This is a genomic window from Sphingobium sp. SYK-6 (genome assembly GCF_000283515.1).
Classification (GTDB): domain Bacteria; phylum Pseudomonadota; class Alphaproteobacteria; order Sphingomonadales; family Sphingomonadaceae; genus Sphingobium; species Sphingobium lignivorans.
This window is the reverse complement of the sequence record NC_015976.1, coordinates 4158711-4180908: the sequence shown is the minus strand read 5'-3', so window position 1 is coordinate 4180908 and position 22198 is coordinate 4158711. Positions and strand designations below refer to the sequence as shown.

Genomic DNA, 22198 nt, shown 5'->3' with positions numbered 1-22198 from the left:
CGGAGCGGCGCGGTCAGTTGGCCGGCCGCTCCTTGAGCCAGTCGGCAACGGCGGTCGCGACCTGATTGGCCGCCTCGCTGATGGCTGGCGCCACGGTCTGGCTGTCGATGGCCGTGACAGGCACCGAGGCGGTGAAACGCTGGCGCGTCAGGCTTTGCCCGTCGGGCGCCAGCAGGCTGGCGTCATATGTGACGATCGCGAGGCGCCGTCCCGCGTCGATTCCGAATTCGAGCAGGCTCCCTTCCAGGAGCTGGCCCCGGCGGGCCAGGAACTGCGTGGGGTCAAGGACGAGCCGGCCGGTGCGCGTGCGGATGGTCTCCGCCAGCAGGCCCTGGAACTGCCGCGCCGGGACGTCCACCCAGAGCGCATCCTTCACATAGGCAAAGCTGGTGTCGCCGGTGCGCACGGCTACCCGCACCGTAGCGATCGCACGCGGTACGGTCGGCAGATCGACGAAGAGGACCGAATCCCGCGAGGCCGACAGGGTCTGGCCGGCCGGGGCCGAGGTCGCGGCCGCGATCGACAGGAGGCGCTCGGGCGGCTTCGTGCCGATCCGCACGCAACCCGTCATCGACAGGCTGGCAAGGGCGAGCATGGCGAGCGCGATGATCCGCGTGCGCGCGGGGAACGGTGTCATGGCGGCCCTTCCTGTCATGGCTTGTAATCCGGCAGGGCCGGCGAGCCGATAAGGCCACCGGCGCCCTGCTGATCGATCCTCTCGGTCACGGCGAGGATCGCGCGCGACATCTGCCGCAGATCCCGGACCAGCAGCCCGATCTGCGGCATCGTGTCCCGCGTGAACACGTCGACGCCGGGCTTCGCGTCCTTGATGGTCGCGTCCAGCCCATCCAGCGTGGAGCGGGCGGACTGAACGGTGGCGCGAAGATCGGCGATCAGTGGCTTGCCCTCGCTCGTCACCAGCTCATTGGTATTGTTCGCTGCCTGCGCGAGCGCATCGGCGGCCCTGGCGGCGCTCTCCAGCGTCGCGCGGGTCTGCACGATCGTCTGGGCCAGCTCGGGACCGCTTGCCGCGAGATCACCGGTCAGCTTGTCGATATTGGCGAGAATGCCCGCGATGTTCCGCTGGTTGCGATCGTCGAGCAGCTCGGTCAGTCGCTCGGTCAGCGTCGTGATCCGCTCCAGCAGCATCGGCGCGCTGTTCAGCAGCTCGCCAAGCGCGCCGGGTTTCGTCGGGATGACGGGTACGCCTTCAGGGCAGACGGAATCGCGGTCCCGCTCGGGGCATCCGAGCGGCGGCGCGCCCCGCACAGCGCCGGCGAGCTGGATTTCCGAAACGCCGGTGAAGCCCACGCCATTGATCGTCGCGGTCGTGCCCTGAAGGATGGGCGTCTTGCGATCGACGACGACGCGGACGCGCACGAAACGCGGGTCCTTGTGCCAGAGCTCGATGTTCTTGACCTGCCCGGAAGGCACGCCGGAGTAAGTCACCGACGAACCCTTGGCGAGGCCGCTGACCGACTGGCGGAAGAATATGTCATATTCCCGCTGGTCCGCCTCGCTGATCCGCGCGAACCAGAACGCACCGCCGATCGCGAGGGCCGCGAGCAACAGGACGATCACGCCCACGAACACATTGTTGGATCGTGTTTCCATCTATCCCCTGTGCCTTCCAGAGCGGGTTATGGCGAGCCTGTGCGCGCCTGTCCATGCCGGGCCAGCGCGCCGTGTCATCGCGCGTCCGCCAGTGCCGTGATGCCGTGCGCCACCCGGCCGCGCGGTCCGTTGAAATATTCCTGTATCCAGGGATGGTCGAGCGTCAGCAGCTCGTCGATCGTGCCGACCGCGATGACGCGGCGATCCGCCAGCACCGCTACCCGGTCGCAGATGGCATGCAGCGTGTCGAGATCATGCGTGATCAGGAACAGAGTGAGGCCAAGCGTGCGCTGCAGCTCGCGCGTCTGTTCGTCGAAGGCGGCGGCACCGATGGGATCGAGCCCGGCGGTCGGCTCATCGAGAAACAGCAGGTCCGGATCGAGCGCCAGGGCCCGCGCGAGACCCGCGCGCTTGCGCATGCCGCCGGAAAGCTCGGACGGATATTTGGGGCCTGCATCGGCCGAAAGCCCGGACATGAGAATCTTGTAGGCCGCGATCTCCTCGCGAAGCCGGGGCGTCATGTCGGGATAATATTCGCGCAAGGGCACCTGCACATTTTCCGAGACGGTCAATGTCGAGAACAATGCGCCGTTCTGGAAAAGGATGCCCCAGCGCTTCTGCACGGCCAGCAAGGCGGGATCATTGGGGTCGCGATCGAGCATCGGCTCGCCCAGCACGTTGATCGAGCCGGCGGCGGGTCGCTGCAGCCCGATGATCGAGCGCATGAGGACGGACTTTCCGGTGCCCGAGCCGCCGACGACGCCGAGGATCTCGCCGCGCTTCACGTCGAGATCGAGCTGATCGTGGATGATCTGCTCGCCGAAGCGGTTGACGAGCCCCCGAATGGAAATGATCGGTTCGCCCGGCGCGGGGTTGGGGGACGTGATGGCGTCCGTCATGTCCAGCCGATCCATGTGAAGAACACCGCGAAGATTGCGTCGAGCACGATCACCAGGAAGATCGCCTGCACCACTGCCGCCGTCGTGCGCAGGCCCACTTCCTCCGCGTTCGAGCGCACCTGAAGTCCCTGGAAGCAGCCGGCGATGCCGATGATGAGCCCGAAGACGGGCGCCTTGACCAGCCCGACATAGAGATCGGTGATCGGGACGACTTCCCGCAATCTCTGCACGAACGTGATCGGGGGGATATCCAGCGCGATCGCGCACAGGAAGCCGCCGCCGATGACCGCGACGACCGAGGCATAGAAGCCGAGCAGCGGCATCATGATGACCACGGCCATGATGCGCGGCATGACGAGCGCTTCCATGGGCCGCACGCCAATGGTGCGCATGGCGTCCACTTCCTCGTTCAGCATCATCGTGCCGATCTGCGCGGCGAAGGCCGAGCCGGATCGGCCGGCCACCATGATCGCCGTCATCAGCACGCCGAGTTCGCGGAAGGTGAGCCGGCCCACGAGATTGACGGTCAGCACTTCCATGCCGAACTGCTCGAGCTGCACGGAGCCCTGCTGGGCAATGACGATGCCGACGAGGAAGCTCATCACGCCAATGATGCCCAGCGCCGACACGCCGACCACCTCGAGGCGCTGCACCACGGCATTGACCCGGATCGAGCGCGGATGCCGGATCAGATGGCCGAAGCTTATCACGGTGGCGCCGAGGAAGCCCAGAAGGCCGACCATGGTGGTGCCGGTCAGCTTGGTCGCCTCGCCGATCTGGTCCGCGATGCGCACCAGTGGATTGGGCGGCTTGGGCGGCTCTTCCAGCGGCTGATCGTTGCGCGCCACCACGTCGAGCAGCCGCGAGGCGTCATCATTGGCGCCGACGATGCTGGCCTGCGTGCGGACGGCCAGCCGATGGACGATCCAGGCGCCGATGGTGTCGATATGATCGACCTCGCTGAGGTCGATGCGGGCGACATCGCCCTCGATCGCATCCATCCGCTGCGGCAGATGGTCGAGGCATGAAAGTGAAAGCGTTCCCGTCAGAGCGATGGTCCGGCCCTGCGCGTCATCGCGTTCGCTGAAGTCGGCAGGTTTGATCATCGACTGCACACTGTGCCAGTTTGCATTGCGCGGCAAGCCGATTTGGCTCATGCGCCCTCAACGCGGAAGAGCCGGAATGGATGCAGGCGTGCAGAAGATTGCAATTTACGACATGGATCGCACCATCACGGTGACCGGCACTTATGCTGCGTTTCTGGTCCATATGGCGCGCTGCGTGGCGCCCTGGCGGCTCATTTTCCTCCCCGTCGCCGGGCTGGTGATGATCGGTTATGTCCTGCGGCTGGTTAGCCGCGCGCGCGCGAAGGAAATCAATCAGGGTCTGCTCATCGGCTGGCGCGTCAACCGTGCGCGCATCCAGCCTGCCGTTGAATCCTATGCCGACAAGGTCGTGGCCGGCAATGTGCGGGCCGGCGCGCTGCGCCGCATCGCGGACGACCGGGCGGACGGCTATCGCCTGCTGATCGCCTCCGCATCCTTCCGCCTCTATGTCGAGCCGATCGCCCGGCGCCTCGGCTTCGACGACGTGATCGCGACCGATCATTTCAGCCAGGACTTCGATTATCTGCGCGCCCGGATCGCGGGGGAGAACTGCTACGACGTCGCCAAGCTGCGGATGATCGAGCGCTGGATGAAGGGGCAGGGCATCGAGCGCGATCAGGCGCATGTCCGCGCCTATAGCGACCATGTGACCGATGCGCCGCTGCTCGACTTCGCCGACGAGGGCGTCGCGGCCAATCCGCACGCCAAGCTTGAGCGGCTGGCCACGCTGCGGGGCTGGCCGATCGTCCGCTGGTGAGGCGGCGACCCGGCGCGCTTGCCGGGAGGTCAGGCCTGCGCGATCCCGATCAATGATATCTGCCGCCCATAGCCCGGCTCTCCTGCATGGCAGGCACGGCGATAGGAGAAGAGGCGCTCCGGCTGGCTGTACGTGTCCTCATCCAGCATCGTGACGGCACCGACGCCGGCCGCGGCCAGACGCGCGGCGACATAGCCGGCAATGTCGAACTGGAGATGGCCGGGCCGCCCGGCCGAGAAGAAGCGGGCATCCTCGCCATCGCGCGCGATGAACGGTGCCTCGAAGCCGGCGCTGACTTCATAGCTCGCCCGGCCGATGCACGGGCCGATCGCGCAGGCGATGCCTTCTCGTGCGGCGCCGAGCGCGACCATGGCATCGAGGGTCGCTTCCGCGACACCGGTCAGTGCGCCTTTCCAGCCGGCATGGGCTGCGCCCACGACCCGGCCGGTCTCGTCGGCGAAAAGGATCGGCACGCAATCGGCGGTGAGAATGCCCAGCAGCAGGCCGGGCCGGTCGGTCACCAGCGCGTCGGCGCGCGGGCGCGCGTCCAGCGGGATTGCCTCCGTGACCGTGACGACGTCGGCGGAATGGACCTGATGCAGAGTGACCAGTGTCGATCCGGGAAGGACCGCATCGCGCGCGAGATCCCGGTTGCGCAGGATCGCGTCCCGCTCGTCGTCCGACCCCAGGCCCACATTGAGGCCGGCATGAATGCCCGTCGAAACGCCGCCCTGTCGGCCGAGAAAGCCATGGGGCACCATGCCGAGTGACGCCGCGCGGATAACTTCGATGGTCATGCAAATCCTGCCGGTTGGGGCCATTCGGGATGGCGAAGAGCGAGAACGCGGAACAGCCGGCCCATCTGATCGGGAGCGACCAGCCTTTGCACGGCTTCGTCCAGTTCCTGTCCGCGCGCCGGATTGGCGCGCTTGAGGGCGCTGGCCCGCGCCTGAATGCCCAGGTGCGTGAGGAAGGCGCCCTGACCGATGCAGGGCGAGGGCCGCAGTCCCTGGGCGCGGCCGACAGCGGCCAGCATCGCGAAATCGACATGCGCGGTGAGATCGCGCGAACCGGGCGCCTCCAGGGGATCAGCATAGCGATGAGCGCTCATGGCCTGCAGCGTATCGCCGGTTGCGGGCCCCTCATAGCCGTAATCGATCGCGAGCAAGGCGCCCCCCTGGCGAGCGATCCTGCCCGCGAGCGACGCCATGATCGCCTCTCCGGCCGGGCATCGCTCGACGATCGCGCCGATGGGGGCATCGGCAAGCGGGGCGGGGATGTCGTCCGCGCGGTCCTGATCGCCAGTCGTGAACCGCGTGCCCGCGACCATCCGTTCGCGCCAGCCGCGCGGCATGCGCTCGAACTGCCTGATTGGCAGGGCATCGAAGAATTCATTGGCGACGACGACGAGCGGCCGGTCGGCGGGCAGGCTGTCGATGGTCTCGTGCGAGAGGGCGGCGGGCACCGCCTCGGCCTGCCTGCGGCGCAGCACCGGGCTCGTTTCCACGAAATGGACGGGCGGTGCGAGGCCAGCGCCTTTCATCGCGCGCAAGGCGTCGGCGGCCAGCGTGCCCCGGCCCGGGCCCAGTTCCACATAGGCCGCATGCTCGCCAGCGCCTGCCCGCAGGACGAGATCGGCCCAGCACAGGCCGATCAGCTCGCCGAACATCTGGCTGATCTCCGGTGCGGTCGTGAAATCGCCGGCGCGGCCGAGCGGATCGCGGCTGCCGTAATAAGCCGCATTGGCGGCGGCCATGAAGTCATGCACCGAGAGAAGCGAAGCCCCGTCGGCGCCCTCAGGCGACACTGTTCGTCCCAGCTGTCGGCTCCACGCGGGTGCGCCGGCCCTTCGCCGTGACGACGAGATAGAGGCCAAGCACCAGCAGCGGAATGGTGAGCCACTGGCCCATGTGAAGGCCGGTGCGCTCGGCGAACTCCATCAGCTGCGCATCGGCCTCGCGGTAGAATTCGACGAAGAACCGCGCCGCGCCATAGCCGAGTGCGGCGATGCCGAAGAGCTTGCCGGGCTCGTAGCGGGCATTGGTCTTCCAGAAGAAGAAGGCGAGGATGGCGAACAGCAGCGGCCCTTCCAGCATCGCTTCATAAAGCTGGCTGGGGTGGCGCGGCAGGTCGCCCGGCGCATCGGGGAAGACGATGGCCCAGGGCACGCTCGTCACCTTGCCCCACAGCTCGCCATTCACGAAATTGGCGAGGCGGCCGAAGAACAGCCCGAATGGCACCACGCAGGCGATATAATCGCACACGCGCAGGAAGCTCAGGCCCTCCCGCCGCGCCATCCACCAGATCGCCACGATCACGCCGATGGTGCCGCCATGCAGGGACATGCCGCCCTCCCACAGCTTGAAGATGTCGAGCGGGCGCAGGAAGATATCGGGCTGGTAGAACAGTACATAGCCGAGCCGGCCGCCCAGGATGATGCCGAGCGTGGCGTAGAAGATGAAATCGTCCGCGTGGCGGCGGGCCATCGGCGCGCCGGGCTGGCGGATCAGCACGGTCAGATACCAGTAGCCGATCAGGATGCCGGCCAGATAGGCCAGGCTGTACCATTTGATCGTGAAGAAGCCGAGGTCGAGCGCAACCGGGTTCAGGCCCAGGCTGTCGAAGTGGATGGACTGGGCGGCAGCGGCCGCGAGCAACGCAATCGTCAATTCTTTTCCCCGGCGGTTCTGGGCTGCATGCGCGCTGCATAGTGCAAGACGGGAAGGAGACCAAGGCCGGAGAGGAAGGGCATCAGGAGGCGCGGCTTATCCTTCAGACCCGTGCCGTTCCGGGCTATGATTTTCCGACGGTCGTTTCGGCAGCGCCGCCGGGCTGGCGGAGCCTGCCTTGCGCCATGCCGGCGAGCTGCTTCTTGAGTGTCTCGGGCGCGGGCGCGACGAGGAAACCGAAGCTCACATTGCCTTCGCGGGTCTCCACGACGTGATGGAGCCGGTGCGCCTGGACGATGCGCTTCATGTAGAGCGAGCGCGGCACATAATGATGCGCCACGCGGCGGTGGACGATGATGTCATGAAAGCCGAGATAGATGGCGCCGTAAGCGGCGATGCCGGCGCCGACGGCCGTGGCCCAGTTTCCCCAGCCCCATTGTACGCCGCCCAGGAGGAGCAGGATGGAGGGGAGGGCAAAGATCACGAAATAGAGATCGTTGAGTTCCCACCGGCCCGTTCGCGGCCGGTGATGGCTGGCATGAAGGAACCAGCCGGGCCCATGCATCACCCAGCGATGCATGACATAGGCGAAGCCCTCCATCAGCGCGACGGTCACCAGGAACAGGAGGAGGAGCAGGGGCCAGCTCATGGCGCCGCTATAGGCGCGCCGCGCCGCGATGTGAATTGCCCGCGATGCTTTTGGACGGGCGGTGCCTCGTCCCGTCCCGCCTTGCCTCGGGACGCGGTTGCGCTACCATCAAGGCCATGAAGACGATCGTCCTTGCTCTTGCAGCCCTGGCCGTCGCCGGCGGGCCTATCTCTCCTCTCGCAGCGCAGGAGGTTCCGCCGGCACCGGGCGCGGAAGCGGTCGCACCCGCGGTCCCGGCGCGGACCGTTCCGGTGGTCCTGACCACCGAGCGCGGACCCATCACCATCGCGCTGGAGGTGGAGCGTGCCCCGCTCACCGCCGCCAATTTCCTGCGCTATGTCGACCAGAAGCGGCTCGACGGCACCGTCTTCTATCGTTCGTTCAAGTGGAGCGACGGAACACCCGGCGGCTTCATCCAGGGCGGCACCCAGAATGATCCAAAGCGCATCCTCAAGCCCGTCCCACACGAGCCGACGAGCCAGACAGGGCTTTCCCATGTCGACGGCGCGATCTCGCTGGCACGGGGCGAGCCAGGCACGGGCACCGGCGACTTCTTCATCATCCTGGGAGACATGACCGGCTTCGATGCGGACGAGAAGCAGCCGGGATTCGCCGTGTTCGGGCGGATCGTCGAAGGCATGGACGTGGTCCGCGCGATTGCCGATTCACCCCGCAGCCCCACGGCGGGGGAAGGCGTGATGAAAGGCGAGATGCTCGAACCGCAGATCCGCATCGTCACCGCGCGGCGTGCGCCGGCCGCGAAAGCGGCTCAGTAGCGACTCGCATGTCCGGCACGGACCTGCCGGCGTTTCCGAATCATAGGGCTGAACGAAATGAGGCTGCGGCCCGGCCCGCAGCCTCCTTGCAAGCCGCCGTTCCCACGGACGGCGGCGTGCTTTCGTGAGTTCAGAAGGATGCGCCGACCGAGAAGATCACCGCGCCATCCGCACCGAGATCCTCGGCGCCCGTGCCCGGCGCATAGGACCGCTGCCGGGCTTCGTCCGTGTTCACATAATGGACGCCGAAGGTGAGGGGCCCATAGCCGCCGGAGACGCCGACCGAATAATCCCAGACATGATGGTCAGGGCCATAGCCGCCCAGGAAGGAATTGCTCTTGGAATAGCCGATATGGCCATCCACGGTCAGCGGGGTGTTGGGCACGGTGATCGAAGGCTCGGCGTGCACATAGATGGCGGACGACTTATCGCCCGTATCGAGGCTGGCCAGCGAGGCCTGATCCCAGGCATAATTGATGCCGACGGCGAGCGAGGCGGGGCCGTAAGTGCCCGTCAGCGTGACATAGGGCTCGACGATGGTCGAATCGCTGTAGCCGGCCTTGGGATAGATATAGGCCAGGATGCCGACATCCACATTGAGGCCCGGCGCCACATCCGTGGTGTAGCCGCCGAAGACGTCGATCTCGGCATTGCCGGCAAAGCCGATGCTCGAGCCCCAGGTGCCGACATAGAAGCCGCTCTCGTGGCTGATATCGATGCCCGCCTGCACCGCGATGTTCTCGTTGCTCTGGCTGAAGCCACGGAAGCGATAGTCGGAAACGAGAGTGGCGGAGCCGGAAATGGTTACTGGGCTGCTGGCCTCCTCCTGCGCCAGGGCTGGCGTCGCGGAGGCAAGGATAGCGAAGGCCGAAAGGCCGATGATGGACTTGCGCATGGTATTCCCCTTGTCGAGATAAATGCGATCGTCCCTACCTGCGGTTACGGCGATCCCTTCATTATCCCGCCCTTGGGGCAGCCGAGGAACCTGTCCTGTATCCACGCGCAGGTTGCATCGCGTTGTGCATCGCACAAGCAAAATTTGTAACTTAATGTTGCTGAATCCGGCGCTGTTGCAGCTTTGCAACGCGTGGGAAGGCTATTCCCGGGACAGAGAGTGCCGAGAAAAGGGAACGAAAACAGCTTCTTGTAAAAGGGAAGCCGGAGACCCGTGCGCGGTCAGGGGCCGATGGCCTCTTTCCAGACGGTGAGCGCCTGCTCGATATCGGCGATCAGATCGGCGACGTCCTCGAGGCCGATATTGACGCGCACGAGCGGGCCCCGCGCCGGGGCAGTCGCGCTCCGCAGACCTTTGAGGTCGACGGGAATGGCGAGGCTCTCATATCCGCCCCAGCTATAGCCGATGCCGAACAGACCAAGACTGTCGATGAAGGTGGCACGTTCCCGCTCGCCGCCGCCCGCCAGCTCGAACGCGAAGAGGCCGGTGCCGCTGGCGAAGTCGCGCAGGAAGATGTCATGCCCCGCGCAGTCGGGCAGTGCCGGATGCAGCACGCGCGCCACTTCCGGCCGCCAGGAGAGCCAGCGCGCGATGGCCAGAGCGCTTTCGCCCTGATGCTTGAGCCGCACCGCCAGCGTGCGCAAGCCGCGCAGCGCGAGCCAGGCATCGTCCGGACTGGCCATCTGCCCAAGCGTGTGCGCGCCCTGGCGGATGCGGGGCCAGAGCGCGGCATTGGCGCTGACCGAACCCATCATGACATCGCTGTGGCCGACGATATACTTCGTGCAGGCGAGAATGGAGACGTCTACGCCCATGCCGAGCCCGGGCAGCAGCAGCGGCGTTGCCCAGGTGTTGTCGAGCAGCGTGACGATGCCGCGCTCCCGCGCTGCTGCGACGATGGCCGGGATGTCCTGCACCTCGAAAGTGAGGCTGCCGGGACTCTCCATGAAGATTGCCCGCGTGTTCGCCTGGAACAGGTCCGCGATCCCGCTGCCGATCAGCGGATCATAATAGCGCGTGGTGATGCCCATCTCGCGCAGCAGCCCCTCGCACAGGGCGCGGGTCGGCCCATAGACGCTGTCGACCATGAGCAGTTCGTCGCCCGGCCGGAGGAGGGCCAGCAAGGCGCCCGATATGGCCGCGACACCGGAAGGATAGAGCATCGTGCCCGCCGCTTCCGGCTCCATCTGCGTGATGGCCTCGGCCAGCGCCCAGCTCGTCGGGGCGCCACGCCGGCCATAATAGAGGCGGTGCGGATCGCTGATGTCTGCGCTGCGCAGATGCGCGACGTCCTCGTAGAGGATGGTCGATGCCCGCCACACAGGCGGGTTGACGATTCCGCCCGGTTGCCCCGGCATGCCCGTCCATTCCGCGCGCCGCCCGGCCTGCACGAGCCGCGTGGCAGCGCTCAGCGGCTTGCCGCCCTTGTCCTTCCCGCTGTCGCTCATGCCGGCCCGGTCGCCTTGGGCGTGGCGGGATCGGCGCCCCATTCGGACCAGCTTCCGTCATAGACGCGCACGTCGTCCTTGCCGAGGAGCGCCGCGCCGAACAGGAGATTGCAGGCCGTGACTCCGCTGCCGCAACTCATGATGAGCGGCTTGCCGAGATCGACCCCGGCATCGGCGAAACTGCGCCGCAGTGCTTCGCCGCGCTTCCACCGGCCATCGGGTTCGAGCATCATGCCGGTGGGCATGTTGGCCGATCCGGGAATATGGCCGGACGCCATGCCCGGGCGCGGTTCGGGATCGGCACCGCTGAAGCGGTCGGCCCCGCGCGCATCGACCACTTGCGCAGCGCAACTGTCCAGATTGGCGAGAACATCCGCTTTCGTCGCGATGGCGCTATCGTCCCGATGCGCATTGAAGCCGTCCGACGCGGCGGGCGTACCCGACCCCTGCTCGACTGGTCGTCCTTCCGCCATCCAGCGGGCAAGCCCGCCGTCGAGGATCGCCACCTGCCGGGCACCGAAAATGCGGAAGAGCCACCATGCGCGGCCCGCACTCACTAGCGGGCTGTTGTCATAGACGACGATGCGATCATCCTGCCCGATGCCCAGCTCCGCCATGCGCGCGGCGAATTGCGCGTTCGTCGGCACGGTCGCGGGACGGGGATCGCCGGGATCGTTCAGCGACGACAGATCCAGGAACAGGGCGCCGGCTATGTGCGTCTCCAGATACTCGGCATGGGCATCGCGCGGCGTGCCGGGCAGGAAGGATGTCGCATCCACGATGCGCAGATCGGCGGCACCGAGCGCATCGGCCAGCCACTGGGTTGAAACGAGCAGATCCATGGCCTTTCCCCTTCTCCCGTTTGCCCCGATGCGCAAGGGGGTTCGCGCGGGACGGGAATCATATTAAAGGCCCGGCCATGACACTCAAGCATCTGGGCCAGTCGAGCGCCCTTCCCGCAAGCCCCGAGGACGCGGTTCTGGACTATGTGCCGAACCCCCGGCAGGGGCGCCCCTATCTGGTGCGCTTCTCGGCGCCCGAATTCACCTCGCTCTGCCCGGTGACCGGCCAGCCCGATTTCGCGCATCTGGTCATCGACTATGTGCCGGGCGAGACGATCGTCGAATCCAAGTCGCTCAAGCTGTTCCTCGGCAGCTTCCGCAACCATGCGGCCTTTCACGAGGATTGCACGGTCGGCATCGGCGAGCGCCTGTTCACGGAGATGCAGCCGCTGTGGCTGCGCATCGGTGGCTACTGGTATCCGCGCGGCGGCATTCCCATCGATGTCTTCTGGCAGTCCGGCCCGCCGCCGGAGAGCGTGTGGCTGCCCGATCAGGGCGTGCCGGGCTATCGCGGACGCGGTTGATCGCTTCGGTCGATCAGGTTTCCGCGGAAGTTTACAAAGTTCACGCCACGGGTCGTGAGGTTTTGGTTCCCCACGCGGGATACTGATCGACTGCATCGATTAAACCTGGCTTGCATGGTGATCGCATGCGGTCGTCATGCCATCGGCGGCGCCCTGTAGGACAGCTATTTGAACAGGCCGCCGAGCACGCCGCGCACGAGCTTGCCGACCAGACCGCCGCTGCGGCTGCGTGAGGATCCGCCGAGGATCTGCTTGCCGAGCTCGTTCGCGACCTGCCGGCCGATCGACGAGCCGGCGGATCGCGTGGCGGACTGGATCGCCCGGTCGAGATTGGAGGGCTTGGCCGCCTCGCGCGCCCGGGCCCGCGCCTCGACCTCGCGCTGTCTCGCCTCGACCTTCGCCTGCGCGGCGGCGGCCTTGTCCGCCTCGGCCTGCGCTTTCTCGGCCGCGGCCGCGGCGATGGCGGCATCGGCACGCGCCGCGAGAATCTCCTCGGCCGATTCGCGGTCGACTTCCTCCTCATACTGGCCCTCGCAGGGCGAGATGGACTGGATGATGGCCCGCTCCTTGGCCTCCAGCGGCCCCAGCCGGGAGCGTGGCGGCGCGATGAGCGTACGCTGGACGATGGACGGCGATCCATCCTCCTGAAGCAGCGACACCAGCGCCTCGCCGACCCGTAGCTGCGTGATGGCCTCGGCCACGTCCAGCGCGGGATTGGGCCGGAAGGTCTCGGCGGCTGCCTTGATCGCCTTCTGCTCGCGCGGCGTGAAGGCACGCAGCGCATGCTGGACGCGATTACCGAGCTGCCCGGCAATATCCTCGGGAATGTCGATCGGGTTCTGCGTCACGAAATAAATGCCCACGCCCTTGGAGCGGATGAGCCGCACCACTTGCTCGATCTTGTCGACCAGCGCCTTTGGCGCGTCGTCGAACAGCAGATGCGCTTCGTCGAAGAAGAAGACGAGCACCGGCTTGTCCGGATCGCCGACCTCGGGAAGCGTCTGGAACAGTTCGGACATCAGCCAGAGCAGGAACGTGCCGTAGAGCCGGGGGCTCTGCATGAGCTTGTCCGCCGCGAGGATGTTGACGTAGCCGCGCCCTTTCTCGTCGGTCCGGATGAAATCCTGGATGTCGAGCGCCGGCTCGCCGAAGAAATGCCCGCCGCCCTGCGATTCGAGCTGGAGAAGCTGGCGCTGGATCGCGCCGACGCTGGCCTTGCTGACATTGCCGTAGCGGGCCGTGAGTTCGTCCGCCTTCTCGCTGCAATAAGCGAGCATGGATTGCAGATCCTCCAGATTGAGGAGCAGCAGCCCTTCCTCGTCGGCGACGCGGAAGGCGATGGTGAGCACGCCTTCCTGCGTCTCGTTGAGGCCCATGATGCGTGCCAGCAGCAACGGCCCCATTTCAGAGACGGTGGTGCGGATGGGATGACCCTGCTCGCCATAGAGATCCCAGAACATGGCGGGGTTGTCGGCAAAGGCATAATCAGCGAGGCCGATTTCCTGCGCGCGGGCGATCAGCTTGTCCGCATTCTTCGCGGTCGGCGAGCCGGCCATGGCAATGCCCGAGAGATCGCCCTTCACGTCCGCGACGAACACCGGCACGCCCCGGGCGGAGAAGCTCTCGGCAAGGCCCTGCAGCGTGACCGTCTTGCCCGTGCCTGTGGCGCCGGCGATCAGGCCGTGGCGATTGGCGCGGCGCAGGACGAGCTTCTGCGGCTCCCCGCCGCCAAGGCCGATGAAGATGGATGTCTCGTCCGTCATTGCCCTTACCCTCCCATGTCGGGCCGCGCGCGACCCGGGCAGAACCCTCGATACAGTTTTTGCGCTCAACGCGCCGCGCGGCAACGAAAAAGGGCGCGTTCCCACGCGCCCTTTCCGTACATGCCGTGATCGCGATCCTTACTAGCTGCGCAGGCGAACCGCCAGGAAGATGGGCGGGCTGCCGCGCCGCAGGATCTGGAGCAGCACCGCATTGCGGCCGCTGTCCTTCGCGGCCTGCGCGGCCTTGCCCAGCTCGGCCTCGGTCGTGACGGGCTGGCCATTGGCCATCATCACCACGTCGCCGCGACGAAGGCCCTTGGAGCCGGCGTCCGTCGAGGGATCGACCGCGGAAATGACGACGCCGCGCGTCTCCGTCGCGATGCCGAGCTGACGAGCGATGTTCGGTGTGAGCGGCTGGACGGCGAGGCCGAGCAACTGCTGGGACGCCTGGCGGGTGCTCTGCTCGTCCTGGTCGGAGAAATCGTCCGGGTTCTGCTGCGAGAAGTTGGCCAGCTCCTCCTCTGGCGGGCGTTCGCTGATCGTCGCGCGCACCGTCACCGTCTTGCCGCCGCGCACCAGTTCGATCGGCACGGTGGAGCCGACCGGGAGGCTCGAGACGATGTAGGACAGGGTCTCGTCCGGGGTCACCGTGCGTCCGTTGATCTTCGTGATGACGTCGCCGGCGCGGATGCCGGCCTTCTCGGCTGCCTTGCCGCTTTCCACCGCCTGCACGAACTCGCCGCGATTCTTGGGCAGGCCGAGCGATTCGGCCATGTCGTCCGAAAGCTGGCTGATCTGGATGCCGAGATAGCCGCGCTGGACATTCTGGCCCTTGCGCAGCGTCTCGATGACCGGGACGGCCTGCTCCGCGGGAATGGCGAAGCCGATGCCGACATTGCCGCCGGTGGGCGAGAGGATCTGGCTGTTGATGCCGATGACGTTGCCATGCATGTCGAACATCGGGCCGCCGGAATTGCCCTGGTTGATCGAGGCGTCGGTCTGGATGAAGCGCTCGGCACCGCCGGTGTTGCGGTGGAGCGCGGAAATGATGCCCGCCGTCACGGTGCTGCCGATGCCGAACGGATTGCCGATGGCCACCACCCAGTCACCCACGCGCGCGCGGCTGGAATCGCCGAACTTGACGAACGGCAGCGGCTTGTCGGCATTGATCTTGAGCACAGCGAGGTCCGAGCGGGGATCGGTGCCGACCAGCTTGGCCTTGTATTCCGTGCGATCGGGCAGCGTGACGGTGATCTCGTCCACCGTCGCGCCGCGCGCGCCGGGCGCGACCACATGGTTGTTGGTGACGACATAGCCATCGGCCGAAATGATGAACCCCGAGCCGAGCGACTGGGCCTGGCGCGTCTGCGGGCCGCCCTCGCCGAAGCCGAAGAGGCCGCCGAAGGGCGTGCCGGCAAAGGGATTCTGCACCTGCACCCGCTGGCGCGTGGAGATGTTGACGACGGCCGGCTGGAGCTTCTCGACCATGTCGGCGAGGCTGGCCGGGGCACCCTGCGGCGCGGCGGCCGAGGACCCTTCGTTCTGGGCGGTCTGGGCAATCACGCTCGTCGAATGGGACGTCAGGGCAAGCGTGGTTCCGCCGAGGAGCAAAGCTGCGGTAATTGCGTAAGCGTAGCGCACGAAAACCTTCCTCTCAATCAAACTGTCTTCATGGCGTCCTGCCCCGGTTCAACCCGAGAAAGGACCCGATGGGCTCCCCATGAGGGGCCATGACGAGCGCCGGATTAACCGGCATTGAATGGACCGCACGGCGCCCCCGGGCGCCGCGCCAGCCCCATTCAGCGTCCCCGGAACTGCCGGAGATAATCATTGTCCGCGCCCAGGATCGCGCTGGTCTCTCCCTGGCTGTCCTGCGCGAAGGTCGTGCGGTAGGACTGCATGGCACGGTAGAAGTCGTAGAATTGCGGATCCTTGCCGAAGCTTGCCGCGTAGACCTTCGCGGCGGCGGCGTCGGCCTCGGCGCGAATGATCTGGGCACGGCGGGCGCCCTCGGCCCGGATGGTCAGCGCTTCCTGCTCGCGCGCGGTGCGCATGCGCTGGAACGCGCTCTGCAGTGGCGTGCCGTCCGGCAGATCGGCACGCATGATCCGCACGTCGATGATCTCCGCGCCATATTGGGCGGCGACCCGGTTGAGGCTGCGGTTGATGTTCTGCATCACTTCGCTGCGCTCGGGGCTCAGCAGCATGTCGAACCGCCGCTTGCCCAGCTCGTTGCGCAGCGCGGAACCGAGGATCGGCCGCAGTGCGTCCACGACGCGCTCCTCGCTCCCCGCCGAGATGTACATGCGGCGCGGATCGACGATGCGATAGCGGGCGAACGCGTCCACCTGCAGCCGGAGCTGGTCCGTGGACAGCACCTGCTGGCGCTCCATCGCGACCGACTGGACGCGCTTGTCGATCCAGACGATCTGATCGATGAACGGCGCACGGACCTTCAGCCCCGCGCCGGTATGGCCGAACGTCTCGTTGGGCTTGTAGCTGTTGTAGATGCGCACCGGCTCGCCGAAGCGCAGCACGACGGCCTGGCGCGTCTCGGGCACGATGGCGAAGGTGCTGCCGATGAGGAACAGCGCGATCGTCGCCAGGACGGCGAGGATGACGGGGTTGCGTGGCACGGAGCTCACTGGCCGCCTCCCTGCTGGGGCTGCGGACTGGCCTCGACGCTCGCGGTGGGCGTGCGCGGACGAACGGCCGGCAATGGCAGATAAGGCGTCACGCCATTGGCCTCGATGATCGTCTTGTTCACGCCCGAAAGCACCTTTTCCATCGTCTCGTAATACATGCGGCGGCGCGTGACGTCCGGCGCGAGCCGGTATTCCTCATAGACCTTGTCGAACGCGGCAGCCTCGCCCTGCGACTGGGCGGCGAGCTGCTGCGAATAGGCGCGGGCCTGGTTGAGATAGGTTTCCGCGGCCTGCTGGGCGGCGCTCACTTCCTTGAAGGCGTCGTTGACCGCGTCCGGCGGATCGGCCTGCTTGATGGCCACGCCCTGGATGCGCACGCCCGCGCCATAAGTGTCCAGGATGCCCTGCATGCGCTCCTGCACCTGGCTCTCGATGGCGTTGCGGCCCGCGCCGAGCGCGTCGGTCAGCGAGACGTTCGCCACGACGGCGCGCATGGCCGATTCGGCCACCGCCGCGATGGTCGCGTCCGGATCGGCGATCTGGAAGGCATATTGCTGGGGATCGCGGATGTTCCAGCGCACCGAATAGCCCAGATTGATGATGTTCTGGTCGCCGGTGAGCACCAGCTTCTCGGATTCCTCGCCGGCCGAGCCGAGATCGATGGTGCGGATCTCCTCGACGTCGATCACCGCGACGCTCTCGAGAGGCGCGGGGAGCGTCCAGTTGATGCCGGGGCCGATCGTGCGGCTGTAGCTGCCGAGCATCGAGACGATGCCGCGTTCCTGCGGTCCGATCCGGTGCACGCTGGTCGTCGCGATCCAGATGAGCGCGACGCCGCCGAGCAGATAGGGCCAGATGGCGCGCCCGCCCGCCCGCGGCGGCAGGCCGCCGCCGAAGCTGTCACGCGCGCGGCGCAGCAGTTCGTCGATCGCGCTCGGCCCGCGCGTGCCACGGCCACCCGGCTCGCCGCGCGGCGGCGGCGTCCACGGGTTGCGCGGCCCGTCGCCGCCTCTTCCGGTCGATGGTTCCTCATCCCTGCTACCCCAGGGACCGCCTTCGCTCATCGCCGAGGGCTGGCCGGGGCGCTGCGTCATGTCTGTGTCCATCAGACTTCTATAGGGAGGCTATCCGGGGAAATACAGGGTGCGGGCGCCAATATTCCGCCCCCGACGCATAAATTCCGGCCTCGCGAAGCTTTGCGCCGGCGCCACTTGCGCTTAAGAGCGCCGGCATGAGTGATGGATCGAGGGACGCCGGACAGGCGATCGACGCGGCGCTGGCCGAGCGGATGGACATGACCGCGCAGGGGCGCGCCAGCGGGCTGCGCCTGCGCGACGGCGTGCTGAGCCTCGTTCTCGATGTCGGCGGTCTCGATCCGGCCGGGCGTGACGCGCTGGCGGAAAAGGTCATGCAGGCCGGCCGCGACCATCCGGGCATCACGGACGTGCGGATCGCCATGACGGCGGAGCGATCGGCGGCGCCGGTGATCGTCGCGGTGGGCTCCGGCAAGGGTGGCGTGGGCAAGTCGACGCTGGCGGTCAATCTCGCCGTGGCGCTCAAGCGGCTGGGCAAGCGGGTCGGCATGGTCGACGCGGACATTTACGGCCCGTCGCTGCCGCGCCTGCTGGCAAGCGAAGGGCAAAGGCCGGAAGCCGAAGGCAAGCGGCTCATCCCCGTGCCGAATGCGCAGGGCATTCCGATGCTCTCCATGGGCCACCTCGCCAAGCCCGGCCAGGCGATCGCGTGGCGCGGCCCGATGGCGGGCAATGCGCTGGGCCAGCTCATCGATGCCGACTGGCGCGGCACGGAATTGCTGATCGTTGATCTGCCGCCCGGCACCGGCGACGTGCAGCTCACCATGATCCAGCGCTACAAGCCGGCGGGCGCCGTCATCGTCTCGACCCCGCAGGACCTCGCGCTCATCGATGCCGCGCGCGCCATCAGCTTCTTCGATCAGGCCAAGGTGCCGGTGATCGGCATGGTCGAGAACATGGCGGGCTATGTCTGCCCGCATTGCGGGGAAGTGTCCGATCCCTTCGGCTCCGGCGGGGCCGAGGCGGAAGCGGCGGCCATGGGCCTGGCTTTCCTTGGCCGGGTTCCGCTGGACATCGCACTGCGCCGCGCCTCCGACGAGGGGCAGCCGCCGGCGGCCGGCGATGATCCGGTCGGCGCGCCGTTCCGCGCCATTGCCGAGCGGGTGGCGCACTGGCTGGATGCGCAGCGCACGGGGGCGCCGATTGGCTGAGACCCGCGATCGGCAGGCACGCAAGGCGCCGGGGCTCCCCCGCATCAGCCGCCGCGCCTTGCTGACCGGGGCCGCGGCCGGCGGCGGTCTGGCGCTGGCTTGGGCGATCTGGCCGCGCCATTATGAACAGCAGGCCGATGTCGTGGAGGGCGAGACCGCCTTCGGCGCTTTCCTGAAGATCGACGGCAACGGGCAAGTCATCGTGATGGTCCCCCAGGCCGAGCTCGGGCAGGGCGTGTTCACGCTCTTCGCGCAAATGGTCGCCGACGAGCTGGGAGCGGACTGGCGCACCGTCGCCGTCCAGCCTGCGCCGCCCGGGCCGCTTTATGCCAACCGGCTGCTGGCGCGCGAATGGTTCGACGGGCCCGTGCGGCAGGCCTTCGGGCAATGGGGCGAAAAGGCCATCGACGAATATGCCCTGCGATCGACGCTGATGCTGACAGGCGGATCGACGTCCGTCCCCGCCTTCGCGGACGATCTGCGGCAGGCCGGCGCGGCGGCGCGCGTGCTGCTCTGCATGGCCGCCGCCGAGCGCTGGGCCGTCGGCTGGGAAAGCTGCGACATCCAGGGCGGGATCGTGACGGATGGCACGCGCCGCGCTCGCATCGGCGAACTGGCGCGGGAAGCCGCCGCCTTCGATCTGCCGGCAGTGCTGCCTTATCGCCCCGAACGGCGGGACGAGGCGCTGCTCGGCGCGCCGCTGCCAAGGCTCGACGTGCCGTCCAAGATCGACGGCTCGGCCAATTACGCGGCCGACATCCGGTTGCCGGACATGATCTATGCCGCGATCCGCCAGGGCCCGGTCAATGCCGCGCGGCTCGACTCGATCAATGAGGGGGCCGCGCGCAAGGTGCCGGGCATGATCGGCATCGTGCGCGAGCAGGGCTGGGTCGCGGTGACGGCGCGCAACTGGTGGGCGGCCAACCAGGCGCTGGACAGGCTGGACCCCGTCTTCGTGCTCGATGGGCCGGAGGTGGACGAGGTATCGATCGGCGCGGCGCTGGACGCGGCCTTCGATGGCAGCGGCGGCGCCCGCTATTTCCGCCGGGGCGAGCTTGGCCCGGTGTTCGAGGGCGCGCGTATCGTGCGGGCCGACTATGACGTCGCGCCCGCCCCCCACCTCGCGCTGGAACCGATGGCCGCGACGGCGCGCGTGCGGCCGGACGATGTCGAGATCTGGATGCCGACGCAGGCCCCCGTCCTCGCGCGGCGGGCCGTGGCGCGCGCGCTGGACGTGAAGGAAAGCGCCGTCACGGTCTATCCCCTCTTCGCGGGCGGTTCGTTCGGCATCAAGATGGAAGTGGAGGCGGGCGTGCAAGCCGCGCTGATCGCGCGCGCGGCGAAAGTGCCGGTGCAGCTCATGTGGTCCCGCTCGGAGGACATCATCCGCGATTGCCCCCGGCCGCCGGCGCGGGCGCGCATGGCCGCGAAGCTCGGCCCCGGCGGGCTGGTGGAAGGCTGGTCCGCCAAGGTCGCCGCGCCCGCCACGCTGGCCCAGCTCTGGCGCCGCATCGGTCATGGCGAGACGCGCGCGCACGCGCTGGCCGCGACGGCCGGCGAGGCGGACGCGCTGGCCGTCTCGGGCATGGACGTGCCTTATGGCATCCCGCATTTCGCCGTGGACCATTATCCCGCCGACATCGGCCTGCCCACGGGGCGCTGGCGCGGCAATGCGGACAGCTATGGCGCCTTCTTCACCGAGAGCTTCATCGACGAGCTCGCCGTCGTGGCGGGCGTCGAGCCCCTGTCCTTCCGGATCCAGATGCTGGGCGGGCAGCCCCGCCTCGCGCAATGCCTCACCACGGCGGCAACGCTGGGCGGCTGGCAGGGCGGGGTCGCCGGCAGCGGACAGGGCATCGCCTGCCACATGATGCGCGGGGGCGCCATCGCCGTGCTCGTCGAGATCGCGTTGGAACAGGGTAAGGTGGCGATGAAGCGGATCGTGGCCGTCGCGGACTGCGGCAGGCTGGTCAATCCGGACATCGCGCGGCAGCAGATCGAGGGCGGGCTGATCTTCGGCCTGGCCATGGCGCTCGGCGCCGCGCCGCGCTATCGCCGCTCGCTCCCGGAGGGCATGCGGCTCGGCGACTATGGCTTGCCGCGCCTGACGGATGTGGGGGAAATCACCGTGGAATTTCTGGACAGTGCCGCCGCACCGGTTGGCGTCGGGGAAATCGGCGTGCCGGCGCTCGCTCCTGCGCTCGCGAGCGCGCTCTCGACGCTCACCGGCAAGCGCTACCGCCGGCTGCCTCTCCTGGAGCGGGCGGCATGAGCGGCGCAATGCCTGCCGGCCATGCGCCGGTCGCGTTCGGCAAGATCGCCGTGCTGCTCGTCAATCTCGGCACGCCGGACGATCCGGGGCCGGGCGCTGTGAAGCGCTACCTGCGCGAATTCCTGTCCGATCCCCGGGTGGTCGAGATCCCGCAATTGCTGTGGCAGCCGATCCTGCGCGGCATCATCCTCAACACCCGGCCGAAAAAATCATCCCACGCCTATCGCCAGGTCTGGATGGAGGGTGGCTCGCCGCTCGCCGTTCATAGCCGGGATGCCGCGCACCGGCTGCAGGCGGCCTGGGGCGATGCCGTGACCGTCGACTGGGCGATGCGCTATGGCGCCCCGGCCATCGCGGCCCGGCTCGCAGCGCTCAAGGACAGCGGCCATGACCGCATCCTCGTCGCGCCGCTCTATCCGCAATATTGCGCGGCGACGACGGCGACGGTGATGGACGAGGTCGGCCGCGCGCTGGCCGGCATGCGCTGGCAGCCCGCGATCCGCATGCTCCCCGCCTATCATGACGATCCCGGCTATATCGAGGTCCTGCGGGCGCGCACGGAGCGGCAGGTCGCCGCGCTGCCCTTCGTGCCTGATCGTATCCTGGCGAGCTTCCACGGCATGCCGCAGCGCACGCTGGAACTGGGCGACCCCTATCATTGCCAGTGCCTGAAGACGGCGAGACTGCTGGGCGAGGCGCTGGGCCGGGAGGTGCTGGTGTCGTTTCAATCGCGGTTCGGGCGCGCGAAATGGCTGGAGCCCGCCACCGACAAAGTGCTGGAAGCGCTGCCCGGAAAAGGCGTGACATCGCTCGCGGTGCTCACGCCGGGCTTCTCGGCAGACTGCGTGGAGACGCTGGAAGAAGTGGCGCTGCGCGGAAAGGAGAGCTTTCTGGGTTCGGGCGGCCGGAATTTCGCCTTTTTGCCCTGTCTAAACGCGGACGCGGACGCTATTCGATTCTACCAGGCGCTGCTGGGTCGTGAACTGGCGGGCTGGACGGAGGGGTTGCCGCGCCAGGATGGCTGACATGTCGGA

Annotated in this window: 21 protein-coding genes; 6 read left to right on the top strand and 15 right to left on the bottom strand. The window is 67.6% G+C overall.

All coding sequences use genetic code 11. The annotated features are described in order from the left end of the window. Positions 1–13: 13 nt before the first annotated feature. From SLG_RS19295 to SLG_RS19280, 4 genes are all read right to left on the bottom strand, one after another. Positions 14–637 (bottom strand): ABC-type transport auxiliary lipoprotein family protein, encoded by a 624-nt coding sequence (locus SLG_RS19295; protein WP_014078206.1) that lies wholly within the window; start codon positions 635–637, stop codon positions 14–16. Between the two features lie 14 nt (positions 638–651). After that, a complete protein-coding gene (locus tag SLG_RS19290) occupies positions 652–1614 on the bottom strand; it encodes an MlaD family protein (RefSeq protein WP_014078205.1) in 963 nt (320 codons plus the stop codon). 74 nt (positions 1615–1688) lie between these two features. After that, positions 1689–2513, bottom strand: a complete 825-nt coding sequence (locus SLG_RS19285; protein ID WP_014078204.1) for an ABC transporter ATP-binding protein — start codon at positions 2511–2513, stop codon at positions 1689–1691. Then, complete coding sequence (locus SLG_RS19280; protein WP_014078203.1) at positions 2510–3619, bottom strand: ABC transporter permease; 1110 nt, start codon at positions 3617–3619, stop codon at positions 2510–2512. The genes SLG_RS19285 and SLG_RS19280 overlap by 4 nt, the downstream gene beginning before the upstream one ends. A gap of 76 nt (positions 3620–3695) precedes the next feature. Between SLG_RS19280 and SLG_RS19275 the strand changes: the two genes are divergently transcribed. Continuing rightward, positions 3696–4376 carry an HAD family hydrolase gene (locus SLG_RS19275; RefSeq protein ID WP_014078202.1) on the top strand — a complete coding sequence of 227 codons (681 nt, stop codon included), beginning with the start codon at positions 3696–3698 and terminating at the stop codon, positions 4374–4376. Between the two features lie 29 nt (positions 4377–4405). Here SLG_RS19275 and pgeF read toward each other — a convergent pair whose 3' ends face one another. From pgeF to SLG_RS19255, 4 genes are all read right to left on the bottom strand, one after another. After that, entirely contained in the window at positions 4406–5173 is a 768-nt protein-coding gene (pgeF, locus tag SLG_RS19270) for a peptidoglycan editing factor PgeF (protein ID WP_014078201.1), read from the bottom strand. Continuing rightward, positions 5170–6183, bottom strand: a complete 1014-nt coding sequence (locus SLG_RS19265; RefSeq protein ID WP_041392253.1) for a class I SAM-dependent methyltransferase — start codon at positions 6181–6183, stop codon at positions 5170–5172. The genes pgeF and SLG_RS19265 overlap by 4 nt, the downstream gene beginning before the upstream one ends. Continuing rightward, entirely contained in the window at positions 6173–7045 is an 873-nt protein-coding gene (gene lgt / locus SLG_RS19260) for a prolipoprotein diacylglyceryl transferase (protein WP_014078199.1), read from the bottom strand. Before lgt ends, SLG_RS19265 begins: the two co-directional genes overlap by 11 nt. A gap of 124 nt (positions 7046–7169) precedes the next feature. Beyond that, positions 7170–7694 (bottom strand): sterol desaturase family protein, encoded by a 525-nt coding sequence (locus SLG_RS19255; protein ID WP_014078198.1) that lies wholly within the window; start codon positions 7692–7694, stop codon positions 7170–7172. A gap of 116 nt (positions 7695–7810) precedes the next feature. On the opposite strand from SLG_RS19255, the gene SLG_RS19250 reads away from it, so the two are divergent. Beyond that, complete coding sequence (locus SLG_RS19250; RefSeq protein WP_014078197.1) at positions 7811–8470, top strand: peptidylprolyl isomerase; 660 nt, start codon at positions 7811–7813, stop codon at positions 8468–8470. 130 nt (positions 8471–8600) lie between these two features. Here the strand turns inward: SLG_RS19250 and SLG_RS19245 are convergent, their stop codons facing one another. From SLG_RS19245 to sseA, 3 genes are all read right to left on the bottom strand, one after another. Beyond that, positions 8601–9365, bottom strand: a complete 765-nt coding sequence (locus SLG_RS19245) for a TorF family putative porin (RefSeq protein ID WP_014078196.1) — start codon at positions 9363–9365, stop codon at positions 8601–8603. 281 nt (positions 9366–9646) lie between these two features. Further along, positions 9647–10873 (bottom strand): cystathionine beta-lyase, encoded by a 1227-nt coding sequence (metC, locus tag SLG_RS19240; RefSeq protein WP_014078195.1) that lies wholly within the window; start codon positions 10871–10873, stop codon positions 9647–9649. Beyond that, positions 10870–11715, bottom strand: coding sequence for a 3-mercaptopyruvate sulfurtransferase (gene sseA, locus SLG_RS19235; protein ID WP_014078194.1), 846 nt, complete (start codon positions 11713–11715; stop codon positions 10870–10872). Before sseA ends, metC begins: the two co-directional genes overlap by 4 nt. Before the next feature lie 77 nt (positions 11716–11792). Here sseA and queF point away from each other — a divergent pair, with 77 nt between their 5' ends. Continuing rightward, complete coding sequence (gene queF / locus SLG_RS19230; RefSeq protein WP_014078193.1) at positions 11793–12239, top strand: preQ(1) synthase; 447 nt, start codon at positions 11793–11795, stop codon at positions 12237–12239. A gap of 164 nt (positions 12240–12403) precedes the next feature. On the opposite strand, the gene SLG_RS19225 is transcribed toward queF, so the two are convergent. The 4 genes from SLG_RS19225 to hflK all read right to left on the bottom strand — a co-directional run bounded on the left by SLG_RS19225 (position 12404) and on the right by hflK (position 17741). After that, complete coding sequence (locus tag SLG_RS19225; RefSeq protein WP_014078192.1) at positions 12404–14002, bottom strand: helicase HerA-like domain-containing protein; 1599 nt, start codon at positions 14000–14002, stop codon at positions 12404–12406. 141 nt (positions 14003–14143) lie between these two features. Then, positions 14144–15643: a Do family serine endopeptidase gene (locus SLG_RS19220; protein WP_014078191.1), complete on the bottom strand. Its 1500-nt coding sequence runs from the start codon at positions 15641–15643 to the stop codon at positions 14144–14146. A gap of 158 nt (positions 15644–15801) precedes the next feature. Continuing rightward, positions 15802–16647 carry a protease modulator HflC gene (gene hflC / locus SLG_RS19215; protein ID WP_014078190.1) on the bottom strand — a complete coding sequence of 282 codons (846 nt, stop codon included), beginning with the start codon at positions 16645–16647 and terminating at the stop codon, positions 15802–15804. Beyond that, positions 16644–17741, bottom strand: coding sequence for an FtsH protease activity modulator HflK (hflK, locus tag SLG_RS19210; protein WP_041392251.1), 1098 nt, complete (start codon positions 17739–17741; stop codon positions 16644–16646). The genes hflC and hflK overlap by 4 nt, the downstream gene beginning before the upstream one ends. Before the next feature lie 194 nt (positions 17742–17935). Between hflK and SLG_RS19205 the strand changes: the two genes are divergently transcribed. The 3 genes from SLG_RS19205 to hemH are packed head-to-tail and all read left to right on the top strand — an operon-like array spanning position 17936 to position 22189. Next, positions 17936–18892 carry an Mrp/NBP35 family ATP-binding protein gene (locus tag SLG_RS19205; RefSeq protein ID WP_041393777.1) on the top strand — a complete coding sequence of 319 codons (957 nt, stop codon included), beginning with the start codon at positions 17936–17938 and terminating at the stop codon, positions 18890–18892. Further along, positions 18885–21164, top strand: coding sequence for a xanthine dehydrogenase family protein molybdopterin-binding subunit (locus tag SLG_RS19200; RefSeq protein ID WP_014078187.1), 2280 nt, complete (start codon positions 18885–18887; stop codon positions 21162–21164). Before SLG_RS19205 ends, SLG_RS19200 begins: the two co-directional genes overlap by 8 nt. Further along, entirely contained in the window at positions 21161–22189 is a 1029-nt protein-coding gene (gene hemH / locus SLG_RS19195) for a ferrochelatase (protein WP_014078186.1), read from the top strand. The genes SLG_RS19200 and hemH overlap by 4 nt, the downstream gene beginning before the upstream one ends. Positions 22190–22198: the final 9 nt, after the last annotated feature.

Bases quoted from the DNA above. Each gene is read 5' to 3' on its own strand.
- pgeF (WP_014078201.1), bottom strand. From the start codon at position 5,173: ATGACCATCGAAGTTATCCGCGCGGCGTCACTCGGCATGGTGCCCCAT.
- metC (WP_014078195.1), bottom strand. From the start codon at position 10,873: ATGAGCGACAGCGGGAAGGACAAGGGCGGCAAGCCGCTGAGCGCTGCC.
- queF (WP_014078193.1), top strand. From the start codon at position 11,793: ATGACACTCAAGCATCTGGGCCAGTCGAGCGCCCTTCCCGCAAGCCCC.
- SLG_RS19295 (WP_014078206.1), bottom strand. From the start codon at position 637: ATGACACCGTTCCCCGCGCGCACGCGGATCATCGCGCTCGCCATGCTC.
- SLG_RS19250 (WP_014078197.1), top strand. From the start codon at position 7,811: ATGAAGACGATCGTCCTTGCTCTTGCAGCCCTGGCCGTCGCCGGCGGG.
- SLG_RS19290 (WP_014078205.1), bottom strand. From the start codon at position 1,614: ATGGAAACACGATCCAACAATGTGTTCGTGGGCGTGATCGTCCTGTTG.
- SLG_RS19285 (WP_014078204.1), bottom strand. From the start codon at position 2,513: ATGACGGACGCCATCACGTCCCCCAACCCCGCGCCGGGCGAACCGATC.
- SLG_RS19205 (WP_041393777.1), top strand. From the start codon at position 17,936: ATGGACATGACCGCGCAGGGGCGCGCCAGCGGGCTGCGCCTGCGCGAC.
- SLG_RS19225 (WP_014078192.1), bottom strand. From the start codon at position 14,002: ATGACGGACGAGACATCCATCTTCATCGGCCTTGGCGGCGGGGAGCCG.
- sseA (WP_014078194.1), bottom strand. From the start codon at position 11,715: ATGGATCTGCTCGTTTCAACCCAGTGGCTGGCCGATGCGCTCGGTGCC.
- hflK (WP_041392251.1), bottom strand. From the start codon at position 17,741: ATGACGCAGCGCCCCGGCCAGCCCTCGGCGATGAGCGAAGGCGGTCCC.
- hemH (WP_014078186.1), top strand. From the start codon at position 21,161: ATGAGCGGCGCAATGCCTGCCGGCCATGCGCCGGTCGCGTTCGGCAAG.
- SLG_RS19245 (WP_014078196.1), bottom strand. From the start codon at position 9,365: ATGCGCAAGTCCATCATCGGCCTTTCGGCCTTCGCTATCCTTGCCTCC.
- SLG_RS19255 (WP_014078198.1), bottom strand. From the start codon at position 7,694: ATGAGCTGGCCCCTGCTCCTCCTCCTGTTCCTGGTGACCGTCGCGCTG.
- SLG_RS19280 (WP_014078203.1), bottom strand. From the start codon at position 3,619: ATGATCAAACCTGCCGACTTCAGCGAACGCGATGACGCGCAGGGCCGG.
- SLG_RS19275 (WP_014078202.1), top strand. From the start codon at position 3,696: ATGGATGCAGGCGTGCAGAAGATTGCAATTTACGACATGGATCGCACC.